We start from the raw sequence: 19,232 nt of genomic DNA on the forward strand, positions 1-19,232 counted from the left end.
GGCTGCTCGGAGTTCGGTTCCGCTTGCTGAGAACTTGTCATGTGTTTTGCGTTACTTGCCTCTTCCAACTAGACTAAACGGGCGTGTATTGCGCGCATTCAGTCAAGCTTTACCCACCAAACAATCCAAATCGGAGTCCCTACTACATGACCATCACCACCCCAGAAAAGACCAGTACCCCTGTCGTTGCGATCAACGATATTGGTACTTCTGAGGATTTCCTCGCCGCTATTGATGCCACCATCAAGTACTTCAATGACGGCGATCTCGTCGAAGGAACCGTCGTCAAGGTTGACCGTGACGAAGTTCTGCTCGACATCGGCTACAAGACCGAAGGCGTCATTCCTTCCCGTGAGCTCTCCATCAAGCACGACGTCGACCCTTCCGAGGTCGTTTCCGTTGGCGATGAGGTTGAAGCCCTGGTGCTCACCAAGGAAGACAAAGAAGGCCGCTTGATCCTGTCCAAGAAGCGCGCGCAGTACGAGCGTGCCTGGGGCGATATCGAGAAGGTCAAGGAAGAAGACGGTGTGGTCACAGGTACGGTTATCGAGGTTGTCAAGGGCGGCCTGATCCTGGATATCGGTCTGCGTGGCTTCTTGCCTGCTTCGCTGGTGGAAATGCGTCGAGTCCGCGACTTGGCTCCGTACATCGGTCAGCAGATCGAAGCGAAGATCATCGAGCTCGACAAGAACCGCAACAACGTGGTGCTGTCTCGCCGTGCTTGGCTCGAGCAGACTCAGTCCGAGGTTCGTTCGACCTTCCTCAACAAGTTGGAAAAGGGCCAGGTTCGTCCCGGCGTCGTTTCCTCCATCGTCAACTTCGGTGCCTTCGTGGACCTGGGCGGCGTGGACGGACTCGTTCACGTTTCCGAGCTGTCCTGGAAGCACATCGACCACCCCTCCGAGGTTGTCGAGGTTGGCCAGGAAGTCACCGTCGAGGTGCTCGAGGTCGATTTGGATCGCGAGCGGGTTTCGCTCTCGCTCAAGGCTACGCAGGAAGATCCGTGGCAGACCTTCGCCCGCACGCACGCTCTGGGCCAGGTTGTCCCGGGCCGGGTGACCAAGCTGGTTCCCTTCGGTGCGTTCGTACGCGTCGAAGACGGCATCGAGGGCTTGGTTCACATCTCCGAGCTGGCCGTCCGCCACGTGGAGCTGGCCGAGCAGGTTGTCTCCGTGGGCGACGAGCTGTTCGTCAAGGTCATCGACATCGATCTGGAACGTCGTCGGATCTCGCTCTCGCTCAAGCAGGCTAACGAGGGTGTTGACCCCGAGTCCACCGAATTCGATCCGGCACTCTACGGTATGGCCGCCGAGTACGACGAAGAAGGCAACTACAAGTACCCGGAGGGCTTCGATCCGGAGTCCAACGAGTGGCTTGAGGGCTTCGAGACCCAGCGCGCTACCTGGGAGCAGCAGTACGCTGAGGCTCAGACCCGCTGGGAAGCTCACAAGAAGCAGGTTACTCAGCACGCTGCGGACGACGCCGCCGCCGAGTCCGAGGGCAGCAGCGAATCCGCTGCGACCAGCTACTCTTCCGCTGTCGAGACGCCGACCGAGGACGCCGGTACCCTGGCTTCTGACGAAGCTCTCGCCGCACTGCGTGAGAAGCTGACCGGAAACTAATCCGGTAACTGGTTCCATCGGCGGGTCGGCACTTTCGAGTGCCGGCCCGCCGTGTTTTAACCCTGTCTAATGGTTCGGGATAGCCCGCCGACTTCGGGATAGGTCACTGTCCCGTCACTGGGCTATCCCGAAGCCAGTGGACCATCCCGAAAAGAGGTGCACCATGATTTCTACTGAATGGATCAGCGTGATCCGCCCCGATGACCGTGAGGTGGTTGGCTATCTGGAGATGGTCGACGACGGCTTCGTACCCTATGATCTGCTGGGTCGCCAGGTGTACGGGGAGACGCCGCTGCCCTATCAGGAAGCGGAAGAACTATTGATCGAGCGCGGTCTGAGTTACCTAGCCTCGCGCTGGAAACTTGAGGTTGAGGATGCCGACGAACCCATCGATGTGGTGATCAAGGAGATCAGTCCCGAGCGAGTGATCTTGATTAGCGACGACTATCAGTATGGCAAGGCCATAGGAACGCCTTTTAGTCTGGAGCTTCCGGAGAACTCTGGGCGACTCCAGCCGGGAGCCCCGGGAGCTACCGCCAGGTTTATTAATGCCGTTCCTGGCTACGGCAAGGGCTGATCGGGAAGTCTTGGATTAGCCCTTCTGGAGTTCTAGCCGGACGGTGACCAGTTCGCCGTCGAAAGCTTCCTGTCCGTTGAAGGCGGCGAGAAGGGCGCGGGCGGCGAGATTCCCTCGAGTGGTTTTTGCTAACAGCGTGCTGGCTCCTAGCTTGATGACCTCGGCCTGGAGAAGCGCAAAGGCAGCCGAAGCCATTCCCCGGCCACGGCTGTTCCGTGCCAGCCAAATCCCGGTTTCCAATTCGGAATTTTCATCCTGCGCCAGTCTTATCGAGCCGCGGGGAACACCGTTCTGGCAGATTGCCCAGGTAAGGCAGCGCGCAGGTCCATCCAATCCGGCTCGGGCTGCCCGGTGGAATTCATAGAACCAGGCTAATCGTTCAGGGTTCCAGCCTTGCTGCCACTTTTGGCTGTCCGCCTGAGCAGCACCCAGCGGGGGAGTGACTTCGTCCGCGCTGGCGTTCGTTAGGGCTACCTCTGCCAGCAGGCCGAGCATCTCCTCGTCCACCGGGAGCAGTTCGATGTTCGATACCGGTTCCGCCGACCGTGATTTTCCGGACTCGTCCATCGCACCAGTCTAAAACCGCGATCTCATCCTTTGGGCTGAATTCGGCTGGAAACTGGAGGAAAACCGTGGTCGAGACTGCTGGATTAGAGCTCGGACGGGTACTTTGGAAACATGCGAGTTGTCGATATCTGCGCCCGGAGTCGGGGAGCGGTAATCTGTGCTTTGCTGTTTCTAGGATTTGAAAGCTGGAGCATTTCGCAGATATACGGACAACTGAGTCTGCTGTCCTGGATCGATATTCTTAACCCTATTCCGTTGTTCATTATGGCGATTGCAATTTCGGCAAAATTTTGTCGGAGCGCCCTGGCAGTCATCGTTGTGGTTATCTGTGGGCAATTGCTGTATACCTTCCCTTTGTTTTCCTTTGTGACCTGGTATGGCTACTTCGCGATTGCTCCAGTGGTGTTTTTTGTGGCCTACAACGGAGCTCGATCAACTCGCTGGGCAGCTCTCGTGGTTGCTCTGGGGTCGGCAGCGGCCATTGGTGTACTACTGACATCTCGGCAGTACAGCGGCGGAATCGGTGTGATCAAACCACCTAGCAACTGGCCAGGAACTATTGAGATGTTGGGGGTTTACGCCGTCCAGGTTTCCACCTTCATGATTATTTCTGTAGTGCCCTGGCTGCTTGGGATGTTCCTTCGCTCGGTGCGGGAGCGGGCACTTTTATCAGCAGAGACAGCTCAGACAAAGGCGAAGCTACAGAACGCCGAAGTGGAACTTGTGGTGACCCAGGAGAGGAACCGGATCGCCAGGGATCTGCACGATGTTTTGGCTCATTCTCTCGCCGTGGTGGTGGCTCAGGCCGACGGTGCTCGATACATCGGTAGCCTGCGGCCGGAAGCTGTGGAACGCGCCCTGACGGAGATCTCGAACGCAGCTCGCAACGCCCTGATCAATGCGCAGAACGTGATCGATGACGTACGCCGTGGTGATGTCACAGCGCCACAGCCGGAGCTTGCCGAGTTACCGGCTCTGCTTCGGGACATGCGTGACTCGGGGTTGTTGCTGCATCGCGAAGATCGCGGTACCCCCGGGGAATTCGCTGGGATTCAACAACTGGCGATCTACCGGATTTTCCAGGAATCATTGACGAATGTACTCAAACACGGCGGCCGAGGATCTTCGGTGACCATTCGCTGTGATTGGGAGGGCGATGGTCTCGCCTTGATGATCCGATCGAGTTCACCGCAACTAGACCAGGTGCTGCCGTCTTTGCCCGGGACCGGTCGCGGCATCCCGGGTATGCAGGAACGGGCTGTTGCCGCTGGTGGCAGCTTGAGTGCGGCACCGGACGGGACCGGATTCAAGGTCTCAGCATTCGTTCCGTATCCGGAGGCATCCGAAGCCTCAGGAAGAGTTGTCGTGACAGCAGGAAACACGGCTCACGGGCTGCCCTCTGTCAGCAACGGCACACTATGACCATCAGCGTCATGCTGGTAGATGACCAACCTTCGTTCCGAGCCGGGATCCAGATGCTGATTGAATCGCAGCCCGATCTGCGTTTTGTCGGGGAGGCGGGTGACGGGGCGGAGGCGCTCAGAGTCGCGGCGGAGAGCCGTCCCGAGGTGATTTTGATGGACTTGCGGATGCCGGTGATGAACGGGGTGATCGCTACCGCGAAGTTGCTGGCGGACGCAGGACCAGAAGATCCGCCAAAGATCATTGCGCTAACCACCTTCAAACAGGACAAAGCTATTGTGGATGCGATGCGTGCCGGGGCTAGCGGTTATTTGCTCAAAAGTGCGGAGCCGGAATTTCTGCTAGCCACTATCCGCACCGTGCATCGCGGGCATGCCGTGATAGCCCCGGAGGCTGCTGCCGCGTTCTTCGACCGTTTGATCGGCGCTGGCAACGAGAGCGCTCCCGACCTTTCCAGCATTTCGATGCTTTCCGGACGTGAACAGGAGGTGTTTTTCCTGGTGGCCCGAGGACTTGGCAATGTGGAGGTAGCCCGTGAGCTCTTCCTCTCCGAAGCGACGGTGAAGAGTCATGTACGTAGCACCTTGTTCAAGCTGGGGCTGAAATCGCGGGTTCAGATTGTGGCCTTCGCCTATCAGCACAAGCTCATAGACTGAGGTCATGCTTTCGATTGGTCTGACAGGCGGGATTGCCGCCGGAAAATCTCTGGTTGCCCGGCGACTTGCCGAACTGGGTGCGGTACTGATCGACGCCGATCAGCTGGCTCGTGAGGTGGTAGAACCTGGGACGGTGGGACTGAGCCGGGTACTAGAGGCTTTCGGCCCCGAGGTTCGGGCTGCTGACGGCAGTTTGGACCGGGCCGTGCTGGGGCAAAAGATTTTCGCCGAAGACGCCCTGCGTGAGAAGCTCAACGCCATTATTCACCCCTTGGTTCGCCAACGAGCCGCCGCTTTGCAGGCTGCCGCCGCTGCTCAAGCAGTGGTGGTCCAGGACATTCCCCTGCTTGCCGAGACCGGACAGGGCGCCGCATTCCATCTGGTGCTGGTGGTGGACGCCGCCGATGAGATTCGCTTGGAACGCCTGATCCGGGACCGGGGGATGACCGAGTCGCTCGCTCGGCAGCGGATGGCTGCTCAGGCGAGCAGACAGCAGCGACTCGCGGTGGCCGACGTCGTGATCGACAATAATGGCGAGGTCGAGGACGCGCTTGCTCAGGTCGAACGGCTGTGGAAACTTCGTTTGGAACCTTTTGTCCTGAATCTACAGTTTGGTCGTCGAGCGGATCGACCCGGTCCGGCGATTTTGCGTCCCGCCGATCCAGAGTGGCCGGAGGAAGCGCGCAGGCTCTCGGCAAGGATCATGGCAGCGGTGTCAGGAGACGCGGCGGGAGAGGGTGCAGTCGGTGTGGACCATATTGGTTCCACCGCGGTGCCCGGCCTTGAGGCCAAGGACGTTATCGACCTGCAATTGAGGGTTCCCTCTCTGGAGCTTGCCGATCAACTGGAAGGGAAACTTGCCGCGGCGGGCTTCCCCAGAGTTCCTGGGGTCTACCCCGATGTGCCGAAGTCTTTCGATCCAGACCCAGCTCACTGGCAGAAGCGTCTGCACGGGAATGCTGACCCTGGCCGCGCGGTCAATCTGCACCTTCGAGTGGATGGCTCGGCGGGAGCTAACTATGCCCTGTCATTCCGGGATTGGTTGCGAGCCGAACCGGAGATGCGGGAGGCTTATGCGGTGGAGAAGCGTCGAGTCGCCGCGCTTCACGCCACTGACCAGAGCACGGCTGGTTACGCGGAAGCCAAAGAGCCCTGGTTTACCGAGGTCGCCGAACCGGCACTGGAGGCATGGAAAACCCGGAGCGGCTGGACGCCACCCCGGGTTTGATCCTGCTTGGTTCTAAGCAGCAGTGTTTAGAAACCGAGGAACACGTAATTGGTGTTGTTGAGCTGCGTCGAGATTGACGCCAAGGTAGCAATAGACACGATGATGCCGATGATACCCAGCACGGTGGTGATGATACCGATGATGATGCCCACGAAAGCCGGGGTGTTCTTAAACCCAGCCTTCTTTGACTGATTATTGGCGATGATCGAGATGATCAAGCCGACCACGCTGAACAAGATAGCGCAGACCAAGCCCACAATACCCAGAGTTTTGCCCGGGAAATCCCCGCCCGGGGCGGGAGGGTAATTGCCGTTGGGGGCGTTGTAATTGACGGGCGGCTGCCCGGGTGCGTCACTCATGGCGACCTCTCTTAATGCTCTGAGATGAATAGCGAATAGGTTACTTCAATATTTTATCTAATTTCCAGCATATTCCCTAGGACTCTTCGAAATCAGTTTGTTGGCCGCTGTCTCGCAAACTGTCGGTGACACGCAGTAGCGTAGAGGTATGAGTCTTGCGCAAGAGATCAATCGGGTTGTCGCTCCCTTCGAAGTGATCAGTGAATACCAGCCGGCTGGCGATCAGCCCACTGCGATCAAGGAACTAACCGAGCGGATTAATAACGGGGAAAAGGACGTGGTGCTGCTGGGTGCCACCGGTACCGGAAAGTCCGCCACTACGGCCTGGCTGATTGAGCAAGTGCAGCGCCCCACCTTGGTGATGGTGCAAAACAAGACCTTGGCTGCCCAGTTGGCGAACGAATTCCGCGAGCTTCTGCCGAATAATGCTGTGGAGTATTTCGTCTCCTATTACGACTACTACCAGCCAGAAGCCTACGTTCCGCAGACCGATACCTTCATCGAAAAGGATTCCTCGGTAAATGAGGAGGTAGAGCGGCTGCGTTACTCAGCTACTAACTCATTGCTTACTCGACGTGATGTGATCGTGGTGGCCTCGGTGTCCTGCATTTACGGTCTGGGCACGCCGGAAGAATATGTCTCGGGAATGGTCACCCTGAAGCAGGGCGAGCAGGTGAATCGGGATGACCTGCTGCGGAAGTTCGTCGGTATGCAGTACAAGCGCAATGATGTCGATTTCCATCGCGGTACCTTCCGGGTGCGAGGCGATACCGTGGAAATCATCCCAATGTACGAGGAGCAGGCACTGCGGATCGAGTTCTTCGGGGACGAGATTGAGAAGATCTATACCTTGCATCCACTGACCGGTGAGGTGATCCGGGAAGAGACCGAGATGTATGTGTTCCCTGCTTCGCACTACGTCGCCGGGCCGGAGCGGATGGCGCGGGCGATTGCCAGCATTGAGGACGAACTAGCAGTTCGGCTGAAGGAACTCGAATCACAGAATAAGCTGCTTGAGGCTCAGCGGCTGCGAATGCGGACCACCTACGATCTGGAAATGATGCAGCAGATGGGATTCTGCAATGGCATTGAGAACTACTCGCGGCATATTGACGGACGGGATGGCGGCACCGCTCCGAGCTGCCTGATCGATTACTTCCCGGATGATTTTCTGTTGGTAATCGACGAATCTCATGTCACGGTGCCGCAGATCGGTGCGATGTATGAAGGGGATATGTCCCGGAAACGCACCCTGGTGGACCACGGATTCCGGCTGCCGTCGGCTATGGACAACCGGCCGCTCAAATGGGATGAGTTCCTGGAGCGGGTGGGCCAGACGGTCTATCTCTCGGCAACACCCGGGAAGTATGAACTTGGGAAGGCCGACGGCGTGGTGCAGCAGATCATTCGGCCCACAGGTTTGATTGATCCAGAGGTGATTATTAAGCCGACTAAGGGGCAGATTGATGATCTGCTCGGCGAGATCCGTATGAGGGTGGAGCGTGACGAGCGAGTTCTGGTCACCACGCTGACTAAACGGATGGCGGAGGATCTCACCGAGTACCTCTTGGGACACGGCATTAAAGTGCAGTATCTGCACTCCGATGTGGACACCTTGCGGCGGGTGGAACTACTCCGTGATCTCCGCTTAGGTACCTTCGATGTGCTGGTGGGTATTAACCTCTTGCGGGAGGGCCTCGACCTGCCGGAGGTCTCACTGGTCAGCATCTTGGACGCTGATAAAGAAGGCTTCCTGCGCTCGGCCACCTCGCTGATCCAGACCATTGGTCGTGCAGCCCGAAATGTCTCTGGCCAGGTGCATATGTACGCGGACAAGATCACCGATTCGATGGCCAAGGCGATTGATGAAACTAATCGCCGCAGAGCCGTTCAAGTAGCGTACAACACTGAGCACGGCATCGATCCGATGCCGCTGCGCAAGAAAATCGCCGATATCACCGACTCGCTGGCTCGTGAGGACGCCGACACTCAGAGCCTGCTGGAGAGCGCGGGCAAGGGCCGAGCACGCGGCAAGGCGTCAACCCCGGTGCGTCATGATGGCTTGGCTGCGGTACCGGCTGAGGATCTGGTGGACTTGATCGAACAGCTTACCGAGCAAATGCATAACGCTGCGGCAGAGTTGCAGTTCGAACTTGCTGCCCGGCTGCGGGATGAGGTGGGCGATTTGAAGAAGGAATTGCGCCAGATGCAGAATGCAGGTCACGCCTGAGTCGAAGCAGTAATCGGGGCATCGACCCTGGCGTGTAAACTGGTTAGTGCGTAGGGGAGTATCCCAAGTGCTACGAACGTCAACACGTGAGGCAATGTTGCCCCGCCGGGCGTAGCGGTTGATTCGGAATGAATCAGCGGAGAGACTTACGGCGATCCGCCGTATCTGCTACCCCTGAAAGGTCTTCGATGACCGAATTACCCGTGATTTTTGAGGTCGGAACTTTCGTGGTTCTCGGCTTAGTCCTGCTCTTCGACCTGCTCCTGGTGCTGAAGCGTCCGCACGAACCCTCCATGAAAGAGGCTGGCGGCTGGATAGCCTTCTACATTGGCTTAGCCCTGGTCTTTGCGGTTTTGATGTTTGTCTTCACCGGGGTGGAGCACGGCTCCCAATTCGTCGCCGGATGGATCACCGAATATAGCCTGAGCATCGACAACCTCTTCGTCTTCATTATTATCCTGGCCCGCTTCGGGGTGCCTCGGAAGTATCAGCAAGAAGCCCTAATGGTTGGGATCATCTTGGCTCTAGTGTTGCGTGGGATTTTTATTCTGCTCGGTGCTGCCGTGATCGAGAACTTCAGCTGGGTGTTCTACATCTTCGGGTTCTTCCTGCTCTACACAGCTTGGCAACAAGCCCGAGACTCTGGCGAGGATGAGGAAGACGCCGGGGACAATGCGCTGATCCGTAGACTCCGCACCATTCTGCCCGTCTCCCAGGACTTCGATGGCAGCAAGGTGCGTACCGTCGTCGACGGTAAAAAGATGTGGACGCCGATGCTCATCGTTTTCATCGCCCTCGGCCTGACCGATCTGCTCTTTGCCGTTGATTCCATCCCAGCGATTTTTGGCCTGACCAAAGAACCCTTCATCGTTTTCACCGCGAATATCTTCGCCCTCATGGGTTTGCGGCAGCTCTACTTCTTGCTGGGTGGCCTACTGCAGCGACTAGTTTTCCTCAAACACGCGCTTTCGGTGATCCTCGGTTTCATTGGCGTAAAACTGATCCTGCATGCCATGCACGAAAATGAATTGCCCTTCATCAACGGTGGGCACGGCATTGAATGGGCTCCCGAGATTCCCACCTGGCTCTCCCTAGTGGTAATTCTGGCGACCATTCTGATTGCCACCGTGGCGAGCCTGCTCGTCTCAAAGGGCAAGGTCGATCCGGATCTGGCCGATGCCGAGCAGCGCTCACACCTGGAAGAGTCGGAGAAACCGCAACAGGGCAACGCTTCAGCCTGATGCCAGTCCTTGCCTGTTGCGGCAGGCAAGGACAGTTTCCTCCCAGGGACAGTGACCGCGGCGGCATAGGATGGGCGGGTGACCGAGACCATTGATCCGAAAATCCGTTCCCTTCAGCGCCGAACCGTTGGAGTGCTGGCCGGAGCACAGCTGCTTGGTGGCGTGGGGAGCGGCGCGGCGCTCTCGATCGGTTCCCTGCTTGCCGTGGATCTCAGTGGCTCCGAGGCCTGGGCAGGGTCGATCACCACGCTGCTAACCCTGGCGGCCGCTTTCACCGCGATACCGATGGCTTCCTTGGCCGCGGCACGCGGTCGTCGAATGTCCCTCACCATTTCCTTGCTGATTGCCTTGGCCGGTGCGGTCTTGATGATTGCCGCAGCGTCGCTACGAGCCTTCCCACTGCTGCTTTTGGGTGGCGCGGCACTCGGTCTAGGCACCACAGCCAATTTGCAATCCCGTTTCGCGGCAACGGACCTAGCCTCGACGCACCATCGCGGTCGTGATCTTTCGATCGTGGTGTGGGCAACCACCATCGGGGCGGTGACCGGGCCCAATCTGATCAAACCGGGTGCGCAGCTCGGAGCGCTCTTCGGCCTCCCAGAGATGGCTGGTCCCTTCCTGTTCTCTGCCGCAGCAATGGTCTGTGCGGTGATACTGCTTAATTTCGGTCTACGTCCGGACCCCTTGCTCACCGCACAAGCCCTTGGCCGCCAACCGCTCCGGAACGAAACAACTCAGCCGGATTCCTCCAAATCCGTGCGCCCCGCGCGGAATGCCAACTCCGCACGGAAGGGTGGCTCGTTGAAAGCCGGGTTCGCGGCAATCCGTTCCTCGCCACGGGCTCTTTTAGCCCTGGCTACCGTGATTGCCTCTCATGTGGTGATGGTGTCGGTGATGTCGATGACGCCCTTGCACCTCAAACAAGTCGATGAACATGCGGCGATGGGCCACCAAGGCATGGATGTGCTCGCGATCATTGGGGTCAGCATCTCGCTGCATATCGCCGGGATGTTTGCCTTATCCCCGCTTTTCGGTTGGCTCAGCGACAGGTTTGGCCGTATCCCGGTGATTGTCGGGGGACAGTTGCTACTGCTCGGCTCCGCGGCGGTGGCAGGATTTGGCCAGGCAAACGCCGTTTCGGTTACCGTTGGCCTGGTGATGCTGGGCCTTGGTTGGTCAGCCTCGACCATCGCCGGGGCAACCTTGCTCAGCGAGAGCGTGCCAGCGGAACAGCGGGTACTAGCTCAAGGAGTGTCCGACACCCTGATGGGATTCTCGGCCGCTGTGGGCAGCATACTTTCGGGCTTGGTTTTGGCTTCCTGGGGTTATGGCGGCCTGAACCTGATCGCTTCGGTGCTGGCCGCCGTCGTACTGGCTTATTTGCTGTCAGCTAGCCTTCGCCGCGGGCGAGCTTCAGCAGGGTACTGAAAATCTTCTCACCGTCGGCGCGCAAACCATCATGGTGATACTCGCCGGTTTCCCAGAGCTTGAGCCCGGCTACGACGGAGGCCGTCTCCGAGGCTAGTCCGTGGTCTACGTAGATATCGTCAAAATAAGCGGTGGCCGCGACCGGGACCTGGTTGTGGGAGAGCTGCTCAAGATCGTAGAGCGCGGGCCAATCTTCCTTGCGGGCTAGAATCTCAGCCACCTCGGCGAGCGGGATCAACGCAGGATCTTCCGCAAAGTACCAGGGCATAATGGCCTCGCCGGTGAAATGGAAGGGCACCGATTCGGGCTCCATATCACCGCGCTCGGCCGCGACTCTTGCGGCAGCCCAATTCGAAGCCTCGCCCTGGCAATAGATTGATTCGTGCAACACCGCGTAGAGCGGATTCTGGGCGTAGGAAACGAACTGCGAAGCCTGCTCCAGGAACTTATCGGAGAGCCTTCGGCCCTCGGGGGTTTCGATGAAGGCTTCCTCGAGAAGATAGTGCAGGCCGTCGATCCTGGTGTTGCCACCCAGGAAAGCCCCCAGCATCTGGAACCGATGAGCGGTGAATCGCTCTCCGGTGGGGAGGAACTCGGTGACCTCCGTGAGGTGCCGAGCGATTTGTTGGGCGATTTGCTGATCCGCCGGATAGCGAGCGAAATACTCCGCGTTCCGGGCGGCGACTCGGGCATAGGTGGCGCGGTAGACCCGGTCCGGATGGCCGTGCAGCGGAGCCAGGCCCGCGGTGATCAGCACCTCTCGCAGACCTTCTGGGAAAAGCGATAAGTAGCTGAGCGAGCAGAAACCACCGAAGCTTTGCCCCAGAGTGGACCACGGTCCGCTCCCCAATGCCAGTCGGATAGCTTCGGCATCCGCCACAATCGAGTCGGCACGGAAATGACTTAGATACTCTGCCTGCGCCGCAGCGTCGCCCTGTAAGGGGAGGGTTTGTCGATTAACTGGTGTGGACAAGCCGGTTCCACGCTGATCGAGGAGCAGCACGCGGAACTCCTTGAGCGCCTCTTTCAGCCAGCCGCTTGGCGTTAGCGGACGATCCGCCGGGTGCCCGGGGCCACCCTGAAAGTAGACCAGCCAGGGAGCCTCAGGGGCTGCGATGGCGGACACTTCGCGGGCAAAAACCTCGATCTTCCGGCCATCCGGCGCGGCGTGGTCCAGGGGCAGTAGAAAGCGGTGTTCCCGATAGAGATGGCCGTCCCGTTCTACCGGGACGCCGGGTCGATGTGTCGGGATGCTCATGCCCGGCCGCCGAAGTCTTCGAGCGCGGTTCCGGTGAGCCGGAAGGTACTCCAGTCATCCATCGAAGCCGCACCGAGCGAGCGATAGAAATCGATCGAGGGGGTGTTCCAGTTCAGCACGCACCACTCGACTCGGGCGTAACCGCGTTCGACGGCGGTCTGGGCCAGATGCTTGAGCAGCGCCTTGCCGTGGCCGCCGCCACGAGCCTCCGGGCGGACGTAAAGATCCTCCAGGTAGATCCCGTGGACGCCCTCCCAGGTGGAGAAGTTCAGGAACCACAACGCGAAGCCTTGGACGCCCCTGGCGTCTTCTGCGATGCTGGCGAAAACCTTGGGCTCGGGGCCAAACAGTGCGGTTTCCAACATCGATTCCGTGGTTCTGACCGCGTCTGGCTCCTTTTCGTAGATCGCCAGATCGTGAATGAGTTCGAGAATGGTCGGAACGTCGCTGAGGACGGCGGGACGAATGCTCATACTTCGAGACTATCGCACTCGCATTGCACAATACATATTGCGCAATACTTCTTGTGTATATAAACTTCCGATATGACAGCTTCGGAAAAAGCGAGCGGAACAGCCCATCTTAAAGACGTTACGGCGATGCGGGTGCTCGCTCATCCCACCCGACTACGGTTACTCGGTTTGCTACGCACTCAAGGTGCGCAGACCGCAGCGATGCTCGGGGACATAGTTGATGAGGCGCCGGGCACCGTGAGCTATCACCTGACGAAACTGGCATCCATCGGACTGATTGAGGAAGCCTCGGGGCAGGGCACCGATCGTCGGGAGCGATGGTGGCGTTCTACCCATGAAGTCACTAGTTGGGAATCCGCCGAGTTGCTTTCCGATCCGGAAGCCCTAGCAGCCTCCACCGCGCTTCAGCGCAGCGTCGTGCAGCACTATGCGGCCAGCCTGCACGCCTATCTCGATGCGCTACCGAGTAGCCCTAAGGAATGGGTCGCCGCCGCGGCGAGCTCGGACCGGAACTTGAACCTCACCGTGACCGAGCTTGCCGAGTTGCGCGACGAATTGGCGCAGCTGGTGGCTAAGTACCAGGAAAAGAGCGCTCAGGACCGGGACGGCGCGGAGCACATTACGGTGATTTACCAGGCTTTCCGCACCCCATGAGCAAGTGCGTGGAGCGCGGTCGAGCCAGACGAAGCATCGTCGGGCTACTAGCAGCACACGCCATCTCCCAGACCGGCAATGCGGTGACTCTTTTGGCAGTACCGTTTTACGTCTTGGCCACCGGGGGAAGCGGCTCCGAGGTGGGACTTGCCGCCGCCTTTGCCACCATTCCGGTGGTGATTGGCGGGCCACTCGGCGGAGTTCTGGTCGATCGGATCGGTTACCGCAAGTCGAGCATCCTGGCCGATCTGGTCAGCGGGCTCACGGTGCTTGCCATCCCGGTGCTGGCACTGACCATCGGATTACCCTTTTGGGCGCTATTGGCCTTGGTTTTCTTGGGCGGTCTGCTCGACACCCCAGGCCAGACGGCGCGCCGTGTGATGCTGCCCGCGGTTTCGACGCTGGCACAGATCCGGCTTGAGCGTTCGGTCGGTTTCCTGGACGGCGTCGAGCGCTTGGCTAGCATGCTTGGCGCTTCCGTAGCAGGTTTATTGATCGGTGCTCTGGGGCCAGCCAATGCGCTTTTTTTGGATGCGGCAAGCTTCGGCCTCTCCGCGCTCATCATGGCTTCGCTGGTGAGTAAGGAGCCCGGGGCCGCCTCCGGTAACGCTTCGGATGCCGTAAGGAAAACGAAAGGTTACTGGGCAGAGTTGCTGGAAGGATTCCGTTTTGTCCGCAAACAGCGCCTACTCCTGGCCATCGTGGTGATGGTGCTGCTGACCAACCTCTTCGATGCGGCGCGCACTTCCTCTCTGATGCCGCTCTACGCTAATTCCAGGCTGGGCGGTGCGGCTGCTCTGGGCAGCCTGCTCGCGATTTTCGGAGCTGGGGCGTTACTGGGCACCATCGGCTTCGGAATGATTGCTCACCGGATGCCTCGGCGGATGACTTTCGCACTCTGCTTCATCTTGGCCGGCCCGCCCGCCATCCTGGCTTTCGCCGTCGGGCTTCCCTTTGGCTGGTTGTTATTCATCTGCGCACTCTCCGGTCTTGCCTCCGGTGCGCTCAATCCGATCCTCGGGGCTTTGCAGCTGGAACTTGTGCCGGAGGGGATGCGAGCTCGGGTCTTTGGACTGAGCCGGGCCGGTGCTTGGCTTGGCATTCCGCTTGGTGCGCTGCTGGGTGGCTTGGCCGCAGACCGGCTTGGGCTCAACCAGTCCTTCGCCATCATTGCGGCGCTGTACTTGCTGGTCACTCTGGCGCCGCTGGTGGTTCCGGTGTTCAAACAAATGGACCGAACCCCCGCTCCGCCCTCCGCGCGATTTCGCGCTTAGCTGCGGCTGAAGTCCAGAAGTTTGACGACGGCGTAGCCCTCCTGGTCGGAGGCATCAAGGTCCACGGTGGCTCGGATCGACCAGTCATGATGCCCTGCCGGGTCATCAATGATCTGCCGAACGGTCCATTGCCGCGGACCGTTCTCCTCGATCTCGAAGAGCGCGGGTCCGCGCGCGGCCGGCCCTGCGTTGATGTTGTCGTGTTCGTCCCAGTAGTCGCCCAGCGCGTCTTCCCAGCGATCGGAATTCCAGCCGGAGTCGCCGTCCAACTCACCAAGCGCGGGGTAATCATCCCGCGACGCTAGCTCCACCCGGCGGAACAGCTCGTTGCGCACCATCACCCGGAAGGCTCGGCCGTTCTGGGTGAGGGCTGGGGGAGCATCGCTCAACACCTCGGCTTCCTCAAGCGCCGATTCCTTCCCCGAAGCTAATGCCTCCCACTCATCGATCAGGCTGGAATCTACTTGCCGGACGGTTTCGCCCAGCCACGCGATCAGGTCCGAGAGATCCTCGCTGAGCGCACTGCTCGGCACGGTTTGCCGCAGTGCCCGGTAGGCGTCTGCCAGATAGCGCAGCACGATGCCTTCGCTACGAGCTAGCGAGTAGAAGCGTACGAATTCACCGAAGTTCATCGCTCTTTCGATCATGTCCCGGACGATCGACTTCGGGGCCACCTCGAAATCGCCTAGCCAAGGCGCGCTCCTTCGATAGGTATCGAAGGCCTGGTGCAAGAGCTCACCGAGTGGCTGCGGATAACTGACCTCATCCAAGGCGGCCATTCGAGCGTCGTAGTCCAGACCATCAGCCTTCATTGCGGCAACTGCCTCGCCACGGGCGTATTTAAGCTGCGCGGAAAGAATCTGCCGAGGGTTCTCCAGGGTCGACTCGATCACCGAGACAACGTCGTAGGCGTAGCTGGGCGAATCCGGGTCTAAAAGCTCAAGGGACGCCATCGCGAAGGGGGAGAGCGGCTGATTGAGGGCGAAATTCATTTGCAAGTGCACGGTCAGCCGGAGCGTTCTGCCATCAGCGGTCTGTTCCTCCGGTGGAATGCGTTCCAGCACACCAGCGGTAAGCAACTCACGTAAAATGCCGAGCGCCTTACGCATCAGCGCGAGTTGTTTAGCACGGGGCTCCCGATTCTCGGTGAGCAGCCTGCGCGCCGCCGCGAAAGGATCTCCTGGGCGTTCCAAGAGGTTGAGCAGCATGGCGTGGGTTACCGTGAAGCTGGAGGTCAGTGGTTCCGGCTCGGCCTCGACCAGTCGGGTGAAGGTGGGCTCGCCCCAGCTGACAAAGCCTTCGGGCGGCTTTTTTCGAACCACCTGGCGGAGCTTCTTCTGGTCATCGCCGAATTTGGCCTGAGCCTTGGTCATCGCGCGGACGTTTTCCACTACGTGTTCGGGTGCTTGAACCACCACGGTGCCCGCAGTATCAAAACCGGCGCGCCCTGCCCTTCCGGCAATCTGGTGAAACTCACGTGCCTGCAGCACCCGGGTGCGGACGCCGTCGTATTTGCTCAGTGCGGTAAAAAGCACCGTTCGGATCGGCACATTAATGCCGACGCCCAGCGTATCGGTGCCACAGATCACCTTGAGTAGCCCCGCTTGGGCAAGCTGTTCGACCAGACGCCGGTACTTTGGCAGCATCCCGGCATGGTGTACGCCGACGCCGTGCCGGACCAGCCGGTTCAGGGTTTTGCCGAAGCCCGAGGAGAAGCGGAACTGGGCGATGAGCTCGGCGATCCGTTGCTTCTCTTCCTTGGAGCACATATTGATACTCATTAAGGTCTGAGCGCGCTCGATCGCTTCGGCCTGGCTAAAGTGCACCACATAGATGGGGGCCTGATGAGTGCTCAGCATCTCCTCAAGGGTTTCGTGCACAGGAGTCTGCACATAGTAGAAGTGCAGCGGGATGGGACGCTGTGCGGAGGAGACTGTTGCGGTGGCACGGCCGGTGCGTTTGCGTAGCTCGGTTTCGAAGCTACTCACATCGCCCAGGGTGGCGCTCATCAGCAGGAATTGAGCCTGCGGAAGCTCTAAGAGGGGTACCTGCCACGCCCAGCCGCGTTGCGGGTCGGCGTAGTAATGAAACTCATCCATCACCACGGTGCTCAGACGGGCGTTGGCGCCTTCACGAAGCGCAATATTGGCGAGAATCTCCGCGGTGCAGCAAATGATCGGTGCATCCTGATTGACCGCGGAGTCTCCGGTCACCATGCCGACGTTCTGCGCCCCGAAAATCTCAATCAGGGCGAAGAACTTTTCCGAAACTAGAGCCTTGATCGGGGCCGTGTAGTAACTGCGCTGACCGCTGGCCATCGCCACGAAATGCGCTGCGACGGCGACCAGAGATTTTCCGGAGCCGGTGGGAGTGGAGAGAATGACGTTGCTGCCGCTGGCGAGTTCCATCACGGCCTCGTCCTGGGCCGGGTAGAGTTCCAGGTCCCTTTCCAGGGTCCATTCCAAGAATGCCTGGTAGATGGCGTCGGCGTCGGTGGCAGGCAACTGGTCCAGGAGATTCATCAGCTTCAGTCTATGGCCCCACCCCAAACCCGGCAGTTCTGACCCAGTTGTCCCACTGGATGTGGCCGGAGTTACTGTTGTGACGAAATCGATGCATCATCTGCCACATCCTTAACACTCAGTGGGACAACTGGGTAAGGGTTTGGGATTGGGGAGGGATGGATTGATGGGTTTCGCGATATTCTCTGACCGGAACTACTCATAGTGGAGGAAACATGGCGTTGACCTGGGATCCGAAGAAGTATGTACAGTTCGGGGATTTTAGAAACCGACCCTTTTTCGATCTGACCTCACGGATCTTGGCTACCGAGCCTCAAAACGTGGTGGACTTGGGGTGTGGACCAGGCAATCTGACCGCCACCCTGGCTGAACGCTGGCCAGGCGCGCAGGTGCAAGGCCTAGATTCCTCTGCCGAGATGGTAACCGCGGCCAATGAAAGCGACCATCCGGGAAACCTGTCCTTCGAGGTCAGCGACGTTGCCGAGTGGACCCCCGGCCAGGACCTCGATGTGGTAGTCACCAACGCAGTTTTGCAATGGGTCCCGGGGCATCAGGAGATGCTCGCTGCTTGGCTTCAAGCCCTCAAGCCAGGTGCCTGGTTCGCTATGCAAGTGCCCGGAAACTTCGGTGCGGATTCGCACCGATTAATGCGCGAACTCGCCGAATCGGAACAGTGGCGGGAACGGCTCGACGGCGTGCTGCGGCACCGGGATGCGGTGAGCGAACCGGAGGAGTACCTGGAGATCTTCCTGGCTGCCGGGATGCGTGCGGACGGCTGGGAGACCACCTACCAGCAAGTGCTCCAGGGGGAGAACCCGGTGCTGAACTGGGTTCGTGGAACTGGCCTGCGGCCGGTACTTGGTGCGCTGAGCCCCGAGGAAGCGGCAACCTTTGAAGCAGAGTATTCGGCTCAGCTCGACGAGGCCTATCCGGCAACCCAATACGGCACGGTTTTCCCGTTCCGCAGGATTTTCGTGGTTGGCCAGAAGCTCTAAACCGAAAAAATCACCAACCGCGGGCCTTCCATTCAACCAGCTTGGGACGCTCCGCTCCCAAGCTGGTTCCCCGACCGTGCCCGGGATGAACCAAGGTCTCATCGGGAAGCACCTCGAAGATGCGCTCGCTGACATCGCCGAAGAGCTGAGCGAAGCGCTCCGGATCGTTTCCAGTGTTCCCTACGCCATCGGGGAAGAGGGAGTCACCGGTGAACAAATGGTCTGGCCCATCCGGCGTCCGGTAGAGCAGGGCAATAGAGCCGGGAGTGTGTCCGCGCAACTGGATGGCTTCCAAGGAAAAACCATCGAACTCGCCCACGTCTCCGTGATCCACGGCTGCGCTGGTGGGTACCTGGATATCGGCCGCGTCCAGACTGCCAGCAACCGTCATGGCGCCCGTGCTCTCAACAAGCCCAGCCAGGGCTCGGACATGGTCCCAATGCGAATGAGTGGTGATGACGGCAACCAAACGCGCTTGCACGCCTTCGTCGGTGTCTTGTTGTCCGGCAGCCAGCAATCCTTGGATAGCTGGTAGTTCGTCCGCCGCATCGATGATCACTTGGGCACCGCTACGACGGGCAGTAAGCAGGTAAACGTTGTTATCCATGCTGCTCACCGAAATGCGTCGAATAGTGATTTCAGGCAAAGCCCACAGCGAATCCTCCATCCAGCGATGCTAGCAGGACACCGGCTTCCATCCCGAGGGGTATATAGTTGACTATGTCA

The 19,232-nt window shown here is 59.3% G+C and carries 17 protein-coding genes; 11 read left to right on the top strand and 6 right to left on the bottom strand.

The features are described 5' to 3' along the window. The first annotated feature begins 146 nt into the window (after positions 1-146). Positions 147-1,622, top strand: a complete 1,476-nt coding sequence (gene rpsA, locus FHU41_RS01770) for a 30S ribosomal protein S1 (RefSeq protein WP_179387940.1) — start codon at positions 147-149, stop codon at positions 1,620-1,622. A 163-nt stretch (positions 1,623-1,785) separates the two neighbouring features. Continuing rightward, positions 1,786-2,199 carry a hypothetical protein gene (locus FHU41_RS01775; RefSeq protein WP_179387941.1) on the top strand — a complete coding sequence of 138 codons (414 nt, stop codon included), beginning with the start codon at positions 1,786-1,788 and terminating at the stop codon, positions 2,197-2,199. Between the two features lie 15 nt (positions 2,200-2,214). On the opposite strand, the gene FHU41_RS01780 is transcribed toward FHU41_RS01775, so the two are convergent. Continuing rightward, positions 2,215-2,766 carry a GNAT family N-acetyltransferase gene (locus FHU41_RS01780; protein ID WP_179387942.1) on the bottom strand — a complete coding sequence of 184 codons (552 nt, stop codon included), beginning with the start codon at positions 2,764-2,766 and terminating at the stop codon, positions 2,215-2,217. A 264-nt stretch (positions 2,767-3,030) separates the two neighbouring features. On the opposite strand from FHU41_RS01780, the gene FHU41_RS01785 reads away from it, so the two are divergent. Genes FHU41_RS01785 through coaE form a run of 3 tightly spaced genes read left to right on the top strand, consistent with a single transcriptional unit; the run spans position 3,031 to position 6,072 of the window. Then, entirely contained in the window at positions 3,031-4,188 is a 1,158-nt protein-coding gene (locus FHU41_RS01785) for a sensor histidine kinase (protein ID WP_179387943.1), read from the top strand. Positions 4,189-4,241: 53 nt separating this feature from the next. Next, positions 4,242-4,844, top strand: a complete 603-nt coding sequence (locus tag FHU41_RS01790) for a response regulator (RefSeq protein ID WP_246279406.1) — start codon at positions 4,242-4,244, stop codon at positions 4,842-4,844. Positions 4,845-4,848: 4 nt separating this feature from the next. After that, positions 4,849-6,072, top strand: a complete 1,224-nt coding sequence (coaE, locus tag FHU41_RS01795; RefSeq protein ID WP_179387945.1) for a dephospho-CoA kinase — start codon at positions 4,849-4,851, stop codon at positions 6,070-6,072. Positions 6,073-6,098: 26 nt separating this feature from the next. On the opposite strand, the gene FHU41_RS01800 is transcribed toward coaE, so the two are convergent. Beyond that, entirely contained in the window at positions 6,099-6,431 is a 333-nt protein-coding gene (locus FHU41_RS01800; RefSeq protein ID WP_179387946.1) for a hypothetical protein, read from the bottom strand. Positions 6,432-6,579: 148 nt separating this feature from the next. On the opposite strand from FHU41_RS01800, the gene uvrB reads away from it, so the two are divergent. The 3 genes from uvrB to FHU41_RS01815 all read left to right on the top strand — a co-directional run bounded on the left by uvrB (position 6,580) and on the right by FHU41_RS01815 (position 11,330). After that, positions 6,580-8,661 (top strand): excinuclease ABC subunit UvrB, encoded by a 2,082-nt coding sequence (gene uvrB, locus FHU41_RS01805; protein WP_179387947.1) that lies wholly within the window; start codon positions 6,580-6,582, stop codon positions 8,659-8,661. 188 nt (positions 8,662-8,849) lie between these two features. Further along, positions 8,850-9,902, top strand: coding sequence for a TerC family protein (locus FHU41_RS01810; protein ID WP_179387948.1), 1,053 nt, complete (start codon positions 8,850-8,852; stop codon positions 9,900-9,902). A gap of 78 nt (positions 9,903-9,980) precedes the next feature. Further along, a complete protein-coding gene (locus tag FHU41_RS01815; RefSeq protein ID WP_179387949.1) occupies positions 9,981-11,330 on the top strand; it encodes an MFS transporter in 1,350 nt (449 codons plus the stop codon). Here FHU41_RS01815 and FHU41_RS01820 read toward each other — a convergent pair. Next, positions 11,293-12,588, bottom strand: a complete 1,296-nt coding sequence (locus FHU41_RS01820; RefSeq protein ID WP_179387950.1) for an alpha/beta fold hydrolase — start codon at positions 12,586-12,588, stop codon at positions 11,293-11,295. The genes FHU41_RS01815 and FHU41_RS01820 overlap by 38 nt on opposite strands. Beyond that, entirely contained in the window at positions 12,585-13,061 is a 477-nt protein-coding gene (locus tag FHU41_RS01825) for a GNAT family N-acetyltransferase (protein ID WP_179387951.1), read from the bottom strand. Before FHU41_RS01825 ends, FHU41_RS01820 begins: the two co-directional genes overlap by 4 nt. Before the next feature lie 72 nt (positions 13,062-13,133). Between FHU41_RS01825 and FHU41_RS01830 the strand changes: the two genes are divergently transcribed. Together FHU41_RS01830 and FHU41_RS01835 are read left to right on the top strand one after the other, a co-directional pair. Further along, positions 13,134-13,715 carry a helix-turn-helix domain-containing protein gene (locus FHU41_RS01830; protein ID WP_179387952.1) on the top strand — a complete coding sequence of 194 codons (582 nt, stop codon included), beginning with the start codon at positions 13,134-13,136 and terminating at the stop codon, positions 13,713-13,715. Beyond that, positions 13,712-14,989 (top strand): MFS transporter, encoded by a 1,278-nt coding sequence (locus FHU41_RS01835; protein ID WP_179387953.1) that lies wholly within the window; start codon positions 13,712-13,714, stop codon positions 14,987-14,989. Before FHU41_RS01830 ends, FHU41_RS01835 begins: the two co-directional genes overlap by 4 nt. Here the strand turns inward: FHU41_RS01835 and FHU41_RS01840 are convergent. Next, positions 14,986-17,511, bottom strand: a complete 2,526-nt coding sequence (locus FHU41_RS01840; RefSeq protein WP_179387954.1) for a DEAD/DEAH box helicase — start codon at positions 17,509-17,511, stop codon at positions 14,986-14,988. The genes FHU41_RS01835 and FHU41_RS01840 overlap by 4 nt on opposite strands. Positions 17,512-17,732: 221 nt before the next feature. On the opposite strand from FHU41_RS01840, the gene FHU41_RS01845 reads away from it, so the two are divergent. Next, the gene (locus tag FHU41_RS01845; RefSeq protein ID WP_246279478.1) at positions 17,733-18,506 is read left to right on the top strand and encodes a trans-aconitate 2-methyltransferase; all 774 of its coding nucleotides are present in this window, start codon (positions 17,733-17,735) and stop codon (positions 18,504-18,506) included. 10 nt (positions 18,507-18,516) lie between these two features. Here FHU41_RS01845 and FHU41_RS01850 read toward each other — a convergent pair whose 3' ends face one another. Beyond that, positions 18,517-19,173, bottom strand: a complete 657-nt coding sequence (locus FHU41_RS01850) for an MBL fold metallo-hydrolase (protein WP_179387956.1) — start codon at positions 19,171-19,173, stop codon at positions 18,517-18,519. Positions 19,174-19,232: the final 59 nt, after the last annotated feature.

Source organism: Psychromicrobium silvestre, from assembly GCF_013408295.1.
Lineage (GTDB): Bacteria > Actinomycetota > Actinomycetes > Actinomycetales > Micrococcaceae > Renibacterium > Renibacterium silvestre.

Coding starts and splice junctions, on each gene's coding strand:
- uvrB (WP_179387947.1), top strand. CDS start 6,580: ATGAGTCTTGCGCAAGAGATCAATCGGGTTGTCGCTCCCTTCGAAGTG.
- FHU41_RS01850 (WP_179387956.1), bottom strand. CDS start 19,173: ATGGAGGATTCGCTGTGGGCTTTGCCTGAAATCACTATTCGACGCATT.
- coaE (WP_179387945.1), top strand. CDS start 4,849: ATGCTTTCGATTGGTCTGACAGGCGGGATTGCCGCCGGAAAATCTCTG.
- FHU41_RS01825 (WP_179387951.1), bottom strand. CDS start 13,061: ATGAGCATTCGTCCCGCCGTCCTCAGCGACGTTCCGACCATTCTCGAA.
- FHU41_RS01840 (WP_179387954.1), bottom strand. CDS start 17,511: ATGAATCTCCTGGACCAGTTGCCTGCCACCGACGCCGACGCCATCTAC.
- rpsA (WP_179387940.1), top strand. CDS start 147: ATGACCATCACCACCCCAGAAAAGACCAGTACCCCTGTCGTTGCGATC.
- FHU41_RS01820 (WP_179387950.1), bottom strand. CDS start 12,588: ATGAGCATCCCGACACATCGACCCGGCGTCCCGGTAGAACGGGACGGC.
- FHU41_RS01810 (WP_179387948.1), top strand. CDS start 8,850: ATGACCGAATTACCCGTGATTTTTGAGGTCGGAACTTTCGTGGTTCTC.
- FHU41_RS01830 (WP_179387952.1), top strand. CDS start 13,134: ATGACAGCTTCGGAAAAAGCGAGCGGAACAGCCCATCTTAAAGACGTT.
- FHU41_RS01790 (WP_246279406.1), top strand. CDS start 4,242: ATGCTGATTGAATCGCAGCCCGATCTGCGTTTTGTCGGGGAGGCGGGT.
- FHU41_RS01800 (WP_179387946.1), bottom strand. CDS start 6,431: ATGAGTGACGCACCCGGGCAGCCGCCCGTCAATTACAACGCCCCCAAC.
- FHU41_RS01835 (WP_179387953.1), top strand. CDS start 13,712: ATGAGCAAGTGCGTGGAGCGCGGTCGAGCCAGACGAAGCATCGTCGGG.
- FHU41_RS01780 (WP_179387942.1), bottom strand. CDS start 2,766: ATGGACGAGTCCGGAAAATCACGGTCGGCGGAACCGGTATCGAACATC.
- FHU41_RS01775 (WP_179387941.1), top strand. CDS start 1,786: ATGATTTCTACTGAATGGATCAGCGTGATCCGCCCCGATGACCGTGAG.
- FHU41_RS01785 (WP_179387943.1), top strand. CDS start 3,031: ATGGCGATTGCAATTTCGGCAAAATTTTGTCGGAGCGCCCTGGCAGTC.